The organism is Marinobacter sp. DUT-1 (genome assembly GCF_050379415.1).
Taxonomy (GTDB): domain Bacteria; phylum Pseudomonadota; class Gammaproteobacteria; order Pseudomonadales; family Oleiphilaceae; genus Marinobacter.
The window spans coordinates 576,027-588,779 of record NZ_JBNRLS010000002.1; the positions used below are offsets into that span (position 1 = coordinate 576,027).

Below are 12,753 nucleotides of genomic sequence, written 5' to 3' on the forward strand. Positions count from 1 at the left end.
CTACCTGAAAGATAGACGGTATACAGTCCGGGGGCATTGTCGGTTCAGCGGGTTCAGCCCTGGAACGAATCCCCCGGCACCCTCACCCAACCTTCCATCAGAATCCGCGCACTGCGGCTCATGATGGCTTTTGTCGCGGTCCACTGACCATTTACTTCCTTCGCCTCCGCGCCAACGCGCAGGGTTCCGGACGGGTGGCCGAAGGTGACGTGGGTACGGTCCCCGCCGCCCGCGGCCAGATTGACCAGTGTACCCGGAACTGCAGATGCCGTAGCGATCGCCACCGCCGCGGTGCCCATCATGGCGTGATGGAGCTTGCCCATGGACAGGGCACGTACCAGTACGTCGATGTCACTGGCGGTGATTTGCTTGCCACTGGAGGCTACGTAGTCCACCGGTTTTGCGACGAAGGCGACCTTGGGCGTGTGCTGACGGTTGGCTGCTTCGCTCACGTCCTGGATCAGACCCATCTTCACGGCGCCGTGGGCACGGATGGTTTCGAACATCTCCAGCGCCTTCGGATCGCTGTTGATGTCGTCCTGCAGCTCGGTGCCCTTGTAATCAATATCTTCGGCATTGATGAAGATGGTCGGGATACCGGCATTGATCATGGTGGCTTTCAGGGTGCCCAAACCGGGCACGTCCAGGTCGTCCACCACATTGCCGGTGGGGAACATGGCACCGTCGCCGTCGGCCGGATCCATGAATTCGATCTGGACTTCCGCCGCCGGGAAGGTCACGCCGTCCAGCTCGAAATCGCCGGTTTCCTGCACTTCACCGTTGGTGATGGGTACGTGGGCGACGATGGTCTTTTTGATATTGGCCTGCCAGATGCGGACGGTGCAGATGCCGTTTTCCGGAATCCGCTCTTTCTCTACGAAACCGCCGTTAATGGCAAACGCACCGACGGCTGCAGTCAGGTTGCCGCAGTTGCCGCTCCAGTCCACGAAGGGCTTGTCGATGGAGACCTGGCCGAACAGGTAATCGACGTCGTGGTCCGGCTGGGTGGGCGCAGCCAGGATCACGGTCTTGCTGGTGCTGGAGGTGGCGCCGCCCATACCGTCGGTCTGCTTCTGGTAGGGATCGGGGCTGCCGATTACCCGCAGCAGCAGCTTGTCCCGGGCTTCACCGGGCACCTGTGCGGCTTCGGGCAGGTCCTGCAGGCGGAAGAACACGCCTTTGCTGGTGCCGCCACGCATGTAGGTGGCGGGGACTTTGATTTGGGGAGCATGGGTCATGGGTTTGCTCTCTGTATCCGTGAAGATGGGGCTGGTCATGAACATGGGGTCAGATGAAAGCCTTCATCTGCCCCCTGCTTTGCGACTCACGCTGCCCCTTCAGACTCCAGGAAGTCCTGGGCGAAGCGCTGCAGCACGCCACCGGCCTTGTAGATGGAGACCTCTTCCGCGGTATCCAGGCGGCAAATCACGGGCACGTGTTCGGTGCTGCCGTTCTTGCGGTGGATGACCAGGGTCAGCTCGGCGCGCGGCGCCGGGGTGCCTTCCACATCGTAGGTCTCGGTGCCGTCGAGGGCCAGGGTCTTGCGGGTGGTGCCTTCCTCGAACTGCAGGGGCATCACGCCCATGCCGACCAGGTTGGTCCGGTGGATGCGCTCAAAACCTTCGGCCACGATCGCTTCGACACCAGCCAGGGCAACGCCCTTGGCCGCCCAGTCACGGGAGGAACCCTGCCCGTAGTCGGCGCCGGCGACGATGATCAGCGGCTGCTTGCGCTCCATGTAGGTCTCGATGGCTTCCCACATGCGGGTCACCTTGCCTTCCGGCTCGATGCGGGCCAGGGAGCCTTGCTTCACGTTGCCGTTCTCGTCCAGGACCATCTCGTTGAACAGTTTCGGGTTCGCGAAGGTGGCACGCTGGGCGGTCAGGTGGTCACCACGGTGGGTCGCGTAGGAGTTGAAGTCCTCCTCCGGCAGGCCCATCTTCGCCAGGTACTCACCGGCGGCACTGCTGGCCAGGATCGCGTTGGACGGCGACAGGTGATCGGTGGTGATGTTGTCCGGAAGGATCGCCAGCGGGCGCATGCCCTTGAGGGTCTTCTCTCCGGCCAATGCACCTTCCCAGTAAGGCGGGCGACGGATGTAGGTACTCTGCGGACGCCACTCGTAATTCGGGCTTACGTTTGCCTGGGCGTCCCGGGTGATGTCGAACATCGGGATGTAGGTCTGGCGGAACTGTTCCGGTTTGACCGACTGCTTCACGATGGCGTCGACTTCCTCATCACTCGGCCAGATATCCTTCAGGGTGATGGGGTTGCCGTCCTGATCGTAACCCAAGGCATCCTTCTCGATGTCGAAACGGATGGTGCCGGCAATGGCGTAGGCAACCACCAATGGCGGTGACGCCAGGAACGCCTGCTTGGCATACGGGTGAATCCGGCCGTCAAAGTTCCGGTTGCCCGACAGGACCGCGGTGGAATACAGGTCCCGATCGATGATTTCCTGCTGGATTTTCGGATCCAGGGCACCACTCATGCCGTTACAGGTGGTACAGGCAAAGGCCACCACACCAAAACCGAGGTTTTCCAGCTCTGGCAGCAGGTTGGCTTCTTCCAGGTACATCTTTACGGTCTTGGAACCCGGTGCCAGGGAGCTCTTCACCCACGGCTTTCGGGTCAGGCCCAGCTTGTTGGCGTTACGGGCAATCAGGCCGGCCGCCACCATGTTGCGCGGGTTGGAGGTGTTGGTACAGCTGGTGATGGCTGCGATGATCACCGCGCCATCCGGCATCTTGCCCTCTTCCAGTTCCCAGTCGCCGGCGATGCCGCGCTTGGTCAGCTCGGAAGTCGGCAGGTGCGCGTGCGGGTTCGACGGGCCAGCCAGGGTGCGGGTGACCTTGGACAGGTCGAACTTCAGCACCCGTTCATACTCTGCATTCTTCAGGCTATCGGCCCACAGGCCAGTTTCCCTGGCATATTTCTCCACCAGGGCTATCTGGTCGTCTTCGCGGCCGGTCAACTTCAGGTAGTCGATGGTCTGACCGTCAATGTAGAACATCGCGGCGGTGGCGCCGTATTCCGGGGTCATGTTGGAGATGGTGGCACGATCACCCACAGTGAGGCTGTCGGCACCCTCGCCGTAGAACTCCAGGTAGGCACCAACCACCCGCTCTTTACGCAGGAATTCGGTCAGGGCCAGCACCATGTCGGTACTGGTAATGCCCGGCTGAAGCTTGCCGGTGAGCTCGACGCCCACAATGTCCGGCAGGCGCATCATGGAAGCGCGGCCAAGCATCACACTCTCGGCTTCCAGGCCGCCCACGCCGACTGAAATGACGCCCAGGGCGTCAACCATCGGGGTATGGCTGTCGGTCCCGACACAGGTATCCGGGAAGGCCACACCGTCACGAGCCTGAACCACCGGAGACATCTTCTCCAGGTTGATCTGGTGCATGATGCCGTTGCCCGGCGGGATCACATCCACATTCTTGAACGCGGTCTTGGTCCAGTTGATGAAGTGGAAGCGGTCGTCGTTGCGGCGGTCTTCGATCTGACGGTTCTTTTCGAAGGCATCTTTCTCGAAACCGGCGTGCTCAACGGCCAGGGAGTGATCCACGATCAGCTGGGTGGGTACCACCGGGTTGACCTTGGCGGGATCCCCGCCCTTCTCGGCGATGGCATCACGCAAGCCGGCCAGGTCCACGAGGGCGGTCTGGCCCAGAATGTCATGGCACACCACGCGGGCGGGGTACCACGGGAAGTCCAGATCGCGCTTGCGCTCGATCAGCTGCTTCAGGGAATCGGTCAGCATCGCCGGATCGCAGCGACGAACCAGCTGCTCGGCCAGGATGCGGGAGGTGTACGGGAGCTTGTCGTAGGCGCCGGGCTGGATGTCTTCAACCGCCTGGCGGGTGTCGAAGTAGTCCAGGTCGGAGCCCGGGAGTTGTTTGCGGTATTCAGTGTTCATGGTCGGCGGCTCAGATTTGTGAAGGTGGGGTCTGAAGGTGGGGTCTGACCCCGCATGGGGTCAGCCCCCTATTTCACGTCTTATCAGTCGCGCTGATCAATCGGCAGCCACTCAGCGTGCTCCGGACCGGTGTAGTCCGCGCTCGGGCGGATGATCCGGTTGTTGGCGCGCTGCTCTTTCACATGAGCGGTCCAGCCGGACACCCGGGACATCACAAAGATCGGGGTGAACAGCTCGGTCGGGATGCCCATGAAGTGATAGGCGGAAGCGTGGAAGAAGTCGGCGTTACAGAACAGCTTCTTCTCGCGCCACATGACTTCCTCGCAGCGCACGGAAACCGGGTACAGCACGGTGTCGCCCACTTCCTCGGCCAGCTTCTCGGACCACTTCTTGATGATGGCGTTGCGCGGGTCGGATTCGGTGTAGACGGCGTGTCCGAAGCCCATGATCTTTTCCTTGCGCTCCAGCATGCCCATCAGGCCCTTTTCGGCCTCTTCCGGGGTCTGGAACTTCTGGATCAGCGCCATGGCGGCTTCGTTGGCACCACCATGCAGCGGACCACGGAGGGAACCGATGGCACCGGTCACGCAGCTGTGAATGTCGGAGAGGGTGGAGGCACACACGCGAGCGGTGAAGGTTGAGGCATTGAACTCGTGCTCCGCATACAGGATCAGGGAGACGTTCATCACGCGCTCGTGCAGTTCGCTCGGCTTCTTGCCGTGCAGGAGCTCCAGGAAAACACCGCCGATGGAGTCACTCTCGGTGTTGGCGGTCTCGATCCGGACGCCCTCGTGGGCGAAGCGATACCAGTAGGTGATAATCGCCGGGAATACCGCCAGCATGCGGTCGATCTTGTCGTCCTGCTCGCTGAAGTCTTCTTCGGTTTCCAGGTTACCCAGCATGGAACAGCCGGTACGCATCACGTCCATCGGGTGAGCGTTCCTGGGGATCTGCTCAAGCACGGTTTTCAGCGCTTCGGGCAGGACGCGCAGACTCACGAGCTTCTTCTTGTAGGCGTCCAGTTCCTGCTGGTTCGGCAGCTTGCCACGCAGGAGCAGGTAGGCTACTTCCTCGAACTGGGCGTTGTTGGCCAGATCGGTAATGTCATAGCCACGGTAGGTCAGGCCGGTACCGGTCTTGCCGACGGTACACAGGGCAGTCTCACCGGCAACCTGGCCACGCAGGCCGGCGCCACCTTGTTTCTTTGCTTCAGCCATTGTTGTTCTCCCTCGTTCTCATCTTGAACTTGATCTTGAAGATGGGGTCAGAACCGAGGGGTCTGAAGAACGCTTTCTTCTGACCCCGTTTTCAGTCCCGCCCCTTTAATTCAGGGGATTGCACCGGGGTCTGAAGAACGCTTTCTTCTGACCCCGACCTTGCTCAATTTCTAAAATGGGGTCAGATGAAGGCTTTCATCAGACCCCGACGGTCGTCCTCAGCCTTTGCTCTGCTCAAACAGCTGGTCCAGCTTCTGCTCGAAGTCGTGGTAGTTCAGGAAATCGTACAGTTCCATCCGGGTCTGCATCAGGTCTACCACGTCTTTCTGGTCACCCTTCTCCAGGATGTTCTGGTACACCGTGAGGGCGGCCTTGTTCATGGCGCGGAAGGCGCTCAGCGGGTACAGGACCATACCGGCGCCGGCCTCGGCCAGCTCTTTCTTGTTGTAGAGCGGGGTTGCGCCGAATTCGGTGATGTTGGCCAGGATGGGCACATCCAGGGCCTCGGCGAAGGCCTTGTAGTCGTCCAGCTCGTGTACCGCTTCGGCGAAAATGCCGTCGGCGCCGGCTTCAATGCAGGCCTTGGCGCGATCGATGGCCGCTTCCAGACCTTCCTTCTGGAAGGCGTCGGTACGGGCCATGACGAAGAAATCATCGTCTTCACGGGCGTCAACGGCAGCCTTGATGCGGTCGACCATTTCTTCCTTGGAGACAATCTCCTTGTTCGGGCGGTGACCACAACGCTTCTGGGCAACCTGGTCCTCAATATGGACCGCAGCGGCGCCGGCACGTTCCATCTCGCGGATAGTACGAGCGATGTTGAACGCACCACCCCAGCCGGTGTCGATGTCTACCAGCAGCGGCAGCTCGGAGGCCGCGGTAATCCGACGCACATCCTCTACCACGTCATTCATGGTGGTCATCCCGAGGTCCGGCAGGCCGTAGGAAGCGTTAGCCACACCACCACCGGAGAGGTAGATGGCCTGGTGGCCGACTTTCTCCGCCATCATCGCGGCGTAAGCATTGATGGTACCCACGATCTGCAGGGGCTGATTGTCTTTCAGGGCCTTGCGGAAGCGGGCTCCCGGGGAGAGTTTGTTGGACATGGTGTTGGCCTCGTGTTGTTCGGAATTTTACATTCGGTTCGTGAAGATGGGGTCTGACCCCGTTCGGGGTCAGACCCCTTGTTCAGCTTCTAAATCGTCAGGACGCCTTCCTCGATCTTCTTCTCGATGTTTATGCGCGCAGCATTGATGTGTCGTTTCATCAGGAATTCGGCGAGTTCTCCATCCCTCTGGGCGATGGCCTCGACGATACGGCGGTGTTCACGGAGCGCCAGGTGCGGGCGCCCGGCGGAAGTGCTCAGCCGATACCGGTACATCCGGACCATGTAGTAAAGGTCACCGAGCAGCATCTGGGCCAGCTTGGCGTTGCGGCTACCGGTAGCGATACGATGATGGAAATCGTAGTCGCCTTCAGCCTGGTAATAGGCCTGGCCCTGGGCTTGCTCGATCATCTTCTCGTGGCTGTCCAGGGTCGCCTGCAGTTCGGCGATTTCCTCGTCGGTCATCCGTTCGGCAGCCTGGCGAGCCGCGAGCCCCTCCATTACCTCACGGATCCGGTACAGCTCCAGCAGTTCGGCGGCACTGACGGAAACCACCTTCACACCCGCATGGGGCCGGCGTACCAGAAGACCACGGGATTCCAGCCGGCCAAGGGCTTCGCGCAATGGCCCACGGGTCAGGTTGAACCGGGAACAGAGCTCAACTTCACCGATCTTCTCGCCGGGAGCAAGCTCTCCCGTGACGATGGCCGTTTGTAAACAATCAAACGCTTCATCGGCTCGGGTCTGGGATTGGAGAGTAGCTTCAGCCATGCCTTGTCAACAATAGTTAGTGGAATAAGCGTAAATCTACGCCCAGAGCCACTTATTGTCAACAAAAACGCCGAGTGGCCTACCCGATTGTTAACATGCCCCTGAATCCTAATAAAGTTTCCGGTCGTCCGGGGCAGGCGGGAAATACTGGTAGAGCCAGGTTTCGGTGATGGTCTCGCCGTTCAGGCTCAGATATAGCCGCAGCTCGATCGGCTCCTCGGATTCATCCGGTACCAGGTCAAACATGGCGCGATATCCGTCGATTGCCGACAAAGGTCTCGCCGAGCTGATCTCCACCCTTCCCCGGCTGACCGAGATTTCCGGGACGATCTCAGCTTCTTCTGCCAGCATCTCCAGCGGGCCGCCCGCAAAATCGACCACAAATCTCCAGGAGAAGTACTTGCGCTCCTGCCCGACCACACCACCCAGACCGGTCCGGGTGTCCACGACCGAAGCGAGTTCATAGGGCCGCACCGGCGCTCGCTCTCCCCAATGAAGCCGGTAGGAAAAGAGATATTCCTGTCCCGCCTCCAGCGGCTGCTCCGGGTGCCAGAAGGCCACGATGTTATCGAAGGTTTCATCGACGGTCGGAATCTCCACCAGGTCAATGCTGCCCTTACCCCAACCTTCCCGCGGCTCGACCCAGACACCGGGCCTGCGATCGTAATACACCCCATCGTCCTGGTAATGGTCGAAGTTCCGGTCGCGCTGAAGCAGGCCGAAGCCGCGGGGATCCTGATCCGCAAAGCTGCTGAATGCGAGCCGCCGGGGATTCCTCAACGGGCGCCACAACCACCCTCCGGCTCCGGTCTGCATGGCCAAACCATCGGAATCATGAATTTCCGGCCGCCAGTCGTAATCCATCCGCTGACTGTTCTCGCCGACCTGGTACATGCTGGTCAGCGGTGCTATGCCTACACGGTCCATCTGTTTGCGCGGGTATAACGCCACTGCCACATCCATGACCAGGTTGCGCCCGGGATCGATCGTGAATGCATAGGCTCCGGTGGTACTCGGCGAATCCAGCAATGCCCATACTCTCATCACCCGCTGGCTCTCGGCCGGCCGCTCCAGCCAGAACGCCGTGAACCTCGGGAATTCCTCTTCTTTTCCGGTCCCCGTGTCGATGGCCAGCCCCCTGGCCGACATGCCGTATTGCATCTCGGCACCCACCGCGCGGAAATAGCTCGCGCCAAGGAAGGAAGCGACGTCCAGCTGAACGTTGGTATGGTAGTGGATCCGGAAGCCGGCAAATCCCAGGTCGGGGGGAAGGTCCCCGAGCGGCTGTTCGCCCTCATAGTCAAAGTAATCCGGATTGTAGGCCAGCTCGGTCGCCCTGCCATCCTTCACTTCATGGATCCTGACCGGCGCCAGGAAAAACAGACCCAGGTGGAATAACTGGACCTGGAATGCCGAATCCAATTCATTCCACAACGCATGATCTTTCCGGAAGCGGATCGCCTGATAATCATCCCAGGAAATGTTTTTCAGGACGTCGGGAATCTCGCCCTCATGGTCCCTGTAGGGCTGACTGGCCAAGGCTCGCGCCTGCCCCTTGAGCCAGGCATAACTGAATGGCGTTCCGTTGGCCTCACCGCCCGCGCCCGAAGCCTCGGGCGCCGCTAATACCAGGGGCGTCAGCCCATAGCTTCCTGCCGTTGCCAGCATCGCCTTGAGCAAGGTTCTCCTGTCCACAACATTCTCCTCCCGTACGGTTCCAGGGTTCTTCGTCAGAGTTCAGGAATCGTTTTCCTGGGCCAGGCGTTGAATGCACCGGCCCCAGTAACCAGATGGCGGCGCACACCAGGCCTTGCAGTGCAGTTCCCTGAGCGAACTTCGGTCCTGCAGCATCTGGCTGAGCTCTGCTGCCGAGAGCGCGTCCGGCCCGCTCTGAAGACACCGGCTAACGGCAGACTTGAGGTGTTCAACGCGCACAGCTAATCGATGATCCCTCGCCAGTGACCAATAAAGTCGGTTGAGGTCCGGGCTCAGAACGGCGCGATCTACCGGCCGGAGTTCGGTGTCTGATGGTGTTTGCGCACGGGTCGCCCGGGCATCCTCCAGGATTGCCAGGGGCTTTCCTTCCTCGGGAATGGCCAACAGGCGCCGCACCTTCAGGCTCTGGCCGATAGACACCCGGCTAAGCAGGACAGAGGTAGGCACCGCCAGCACCAGTGGCAAGGCAACGGGCAGGGACCACAGAAAGAACAGGCGATCCAGGGACCAGGCAAAGGCTGACCAGCCTACCCCGATGATCATGCCCGGCAACTGGGCCCGGAGCGCCTCGGACCAGGTTGTTTCCTCGGTCCGGTTCTGCCCCGCCCATTTGAGGGAGACGTTCAACAATCCCGCAAGCACAAACCGGCTGTGGGCAAGCATCCGCAGGGGCGCAAGCAGGACAGACACGGCAATTTCGATCAGTACGCTTATGGTCAATCGAACCATGCCGCCAAAACCATTTGCCAATCGGTGGAAAACGGCATCAACCAGGGCCAGGATTTTAGGCAGGAACAACAGCACCGCTGTACTCAGGGCCAACAGCAAAGCCCACTCCGGTCGCCACTCGGGCCAGAGGGGGAAAAGCCCTTGGTGCCCATCGGGAAAATAGTCAATCGGGGCCAGGGTCATCCGTGCCGCCTCGATGGTGGTGCAGATCAGGAACAACAGCCACAATGGGGATGCGAGATAGGCCATGATGCCGTTCAGGAAAGCCATCCGATGGGCAAACCGGAGTCCGGGCGCAGTCAGCATGATCCACAGATGCTGGAGATTGCCCTTGGCCCACCGGTTGTCCCGGACCAGCTCATCGGACAACGTCGGCGGCGACTCCTCGAAGCTCTCACCCAGCCCCGGCTCCAGCCACACCTCATACCCCGCACGCCCCATGTAGGCCGCTTCAACGAAATCATGACTCATGATCGGACCACCGAAGATGCCGGGGCCGCGCAGCTTTCTCAGGCCGCAATAACGCATGAAGGGCCGGACCCTCAGTATGGCGTTGTGCCCCCAGAAGGCCGCATCCCCCATCTGGATGGAGGCCAGCCCGGTCGCAAACAAGGGGGAATAGAAGCGGTTGGCAAATTGCTGGAGGCGGGCAAACAGGGACTGCCCGTTTATAATGTTCGGATTGGTCTGCAGAATGCCAACCCGCGGCTCGAGTTCCATAAGCCGCACCATCTTTACCAGGGTACGGGCACTGACCAGGCTGTCAGCATCAAGCACCACCATGTACTCGTAATGCCGCCCCCACCGGCGCAGAAAATCGGCCACGTTCCCGCTTTTGTAGTTCAGGTTCACGGGGCGGCGGCGATAGAACAACCTGCCCTCAGCACCCAACTCCCGGACCAGCTCGTGCCATGCCGCCTGCTCCGCGAGCCAGGTATCGGGATCGCGACTGTCCGAAAGAATGAAGAACTCAAACTGCTCGAGTTGACCACTCCGTTCAAGATCCCGATAAACCGCTTTCAGGCCACTGAATGTCCAGTGCACCGGCTCATGATAGACCGGCATCACGATGGCAGTCCGGGCAAGGGGGACTGACTCCAACTCCCGGTCCCGGTATCGCCGTAACAACGAGTACCGGTCGCCTCCCATCAGCCGGAAGACGAACCCGAAAACCGCAACCCAGAAGCCTACGGCAATCCATGCGTAGAGCACGGCAAACAGCCCGAGTATCGCCAGTTCCAGCCACGTCCCCCCGTGGTAAGGGAGCACCCAGAGCAGGTAATAGCAGGCGACCAGGGTCTGGCCAAAAACAAGAACAATCAGAAGTGCCCGCCGAAAGGCTGCAACCAGCCGCCAGCGCGGGAAGCTTTCTGTGGTCGGAGCTTCACCGAGATCAGACATCACGGCCATACCCGATACTGCCCCGGCACAGTTCTGGGGTCGCCTGCGGGGGAATCTTCTCCGGCAAATCAAAATAGTCGGGGATTCGCGCCATGACCGAATCGAGAAGCTCGTCCCCGTGCCCGTCCTCACCCGCCGAGGCAATGGACGCCTCGATCAGATGGAGGAGGGTGCGGTATCTCTCCACCGTCATTTCCACTCCCGACGCCCGGAGATACGTGAAGGCGCGGTTGAAAACGACCTGTAAGGAGATGTCCGCCATGGCCTGATTCCTCCCTGAAGATAGTTACTGCAGCTGCTTTCTCAGCCCGGTAGCAGGGCCGAGCTGATAGGTCCAGGTTTCACTGACGGGTTTTCCGTCCGCCGAAAGGGAGCCTCGCAACGCCAGGCGCTTCCCTTCTTCCGGCCTGGCCAGCACCGACAGTCGCCAGCCATGTCTGGCTTCGATGTATTCGGCAAAATGCTCGATGATCTCGCCCTTGCCACTGACACTGACTTCACTCACTACGGCTGCATCACGATCCAGCTGATCCATGGCCCCGCCCTGGAAATCGACAATGAAGCGGTAGGCTCCTTCAACCTCGCCCCCGCCTGGCTGCCCACCGTCGCCGACAAAAGTCCTGACAGCCTGCCCCAGCGGGTTCCCGGTGATGTCTGGTGGCCCGAACGTCAATGAGTAGGTCAGGTACCGGCTGTCTCCTGCAGCAACCTGCTGGCGGGGTTTCCAGAAGGCAACAATGTTGTCATTCACCTCGGAGTCGGTTGGAATTTCCACCAACACCACCTCACCATTACCCCAGTCTTCTCCCGGCTCGATCCACGCACTGGGCCTGAGATCATACCTGGCCTCGCTGTCCTCGAACCGTGAGAACTCCCGGTCACGCTGGATCAGGCCAAAGCCACCGAGATTCCGGACCTGGTGAAACCCCAGTTCCAGTTCTGCCGGATTCAGCACGGGGCGCCACAGCCACTCTTCAGAGTCCTGGTCATGGATGAGCAGCCCGTCGGAATCGTGAACCTGGGGCCGCCATTGCCCCCTCGGGCGCAACGTGTTTTCACCGTAGTAGAACATGGAGGTAAGCGGTGCCAGACCCAGCTGGTCAACTTCCGCTCTGAAAAACAACCGGGAGCTGACATCAAGCTTCAGCACCTCCCCGGGATGAATTTCGAAGCGGTAGGCGCCGGAGAGGCTGGGGCCATCAAGCAGCCCGTAGACCACCATGGACTCGCTGCCGGCTTTGGGTCGCTTCAGCCAGAACTCCCGGAAAACGGGGAATTCCTCACCCGAGGCCAACCCGGTATCGATCGCGATGCCACGAGCCGACAGACCAAAACTCTGCCCCGCTCCCACACCACGAAAATAACTGGCCCCACCGAAAACCAGGAACTGGTTCTGGACTTCCGCACCAGTGAGCGGATAAGTCAGCTTGAAACCCGCATAGCCAAGATCGGCCGGTACCCGCTTGGCCAGTTCCGTTGACGGAAAATCGAACAGGGTTTTATCAAAGCCGAGAGGATGAACACCTTCACGATCAATCACATTCAGGGCCACCGGGTGCCGGTAGAAGCTACCGGTGGGCATCATCATCACCCGGAACTGCGAACGCCCACCGCGCCATAGACTGGCTTCGGGCCTGAACCGGATGGACTGGTATTGCTCATAGCCGAGATTTTGCAGGAAGTCGGGCACAGGCTCAGGGGCCTGGTATTCCTTGCCCGCCAGCTCCTTTGCCTTTGCGGTTACATCATCAAACCCGAATGCGCCGGCCGGCCCCGAGAGGGCAAACAGTACGAAAGCGGTGAATGCGAACTTGAGGTTCGGGTTGCGGACCATTCTGAAAACTCCCTGTTTTCCGTCTCTTGAATGTAACACTTGTGGCACAAACGGCCAC

9 protein-coding genes are annotated in these 12,753 nt (G+C 60.4%); all 9 read right to left on the reverse strand.

Going from position 1 to position 12,753, the window contains the following annotated elements:
• Positions 1 to 53 precede the first annotated feature (53 nt).
• Positions 54 to 1,238, reverse strand: a complete 1,185-nt coding sequence (gene prpF / locus ACQUTG_RS08245) for a 2-methylaconitate cis-trans isomerase PrpF (RefSeq protein ID WP_428918941.1) — start codon at positions 1,236 to 1,238, stop codon at positions 54 to 56.
• A gap of 86 nt (positions 1,239 to 1,324) precedes the next feature.
• Positions 1,325 to 3,922 (reverse strand): Fe/S-dependent 2-methylisocitrate dehydratase AcnD, encoded by a 2,598-nt coding sequence (acnD, locus tag ACQUTG_RS08250; RefSeq protein ID WP_428918942.1) that lies wholly within the window; start codon positions 3,920 to 3,922, stop codon positions 1,325 to 1,327.
• Positions 3,923 to 4,005: 83 nt separating this feature from the next.
• Complete coding sequence (gene prpC / locus ACQUTG_RS08255; RefSeq protein ID WP_428918943.1) at positions 4,006 to 5,139, reverse strand: bifunctional 2-methylcitrate synthase/citrate synthase; 1,134 nt, start codon at positions 5,137 to 5,139, stop codon at positions 4,006 to 4,008.
• 218 nt (positions 5,140 to 5,357) lie between these two features.
• A complete protein-coding gene (gene prpB, locus ACQUTG_RS08260; RefSeq protein WP_428918944.1) occupies positions 5,358 to 6,245 on the reverse strand; it encodes a methylisocitrate lyase in 888 nt (295 codons plus the stop codon).
• A gap of 89 nt (positions 6,246 to 6,334) precedes the next feature.
• Positions 6,335 to 7,015 (reverse strand): GntR family transcriptional regulator, encoded by a 681-nt coding sequence (locus ACQUTG_RS08265; protein WP_091999539.1) that lies wholly within the window; start codon positions 7,013 to 7,015, stop codon positions 6,335 to 6,337.
• Positions 7,016 to 7,123: 108 nt separating this feature from the next.
• Complete coding sequence (locus ACQUTG_RS08270) at positions 7,124 to 8,710, reverse strand: glucan biosynthesis protein (protein ID WP_428918945.1); 1,587 nt, start codon at positions 8,708 to 8,710, stop codon at positions 7,124 to 7,126.
• Between the two features lie 42 nt (positions 8,711 to 8,752).
• The gene (gene mdoH / locus ACQUTG_RS08275; protein ID WP_428918946.1) at positions 8,753 to 10,861 is read right to left on the reverse strand and encodes a glucans biosynthesis glucosyltransferase MdoH; all 2,109 of its coding nucleotides are present in this window, start codon (positions 10,859 to 10,861) and stop codon (positions 8,753 to 8,755) included.
• Positions 10,854 to 11,123 (reverse strand): hypothetical protein, encoded by a 270-nt coding sequence (locus ACQUTG_RS08280; protein ID WP_428918947.1) that lies wholly within the window; start codon positions 11,121 to 11,123, stop codon positions 10,854 to 10,856. Before ACQUTG_RS08280 ends, mdoH begins: the two co-directional genes overlap by 8 nt.
• A gap of 24 nt (positions 11,124 to 11,147) precedes the next feature.
• The gene (locus tag ACQUTG_RS08285) at positions 11,148 to 12,695 is read right to left on the reverse strand and encodes a glucan biosynthesis protein G (protein WP_428918948.1); all 1,548 of its coding nucleotides are present in this window, start codon (positions 12,693 to 12,695) and stop codon (positions 11,148 to 11,150) included.
• Positions 12,696 to 12,753 lie beyond the last annotated feature (58 nt).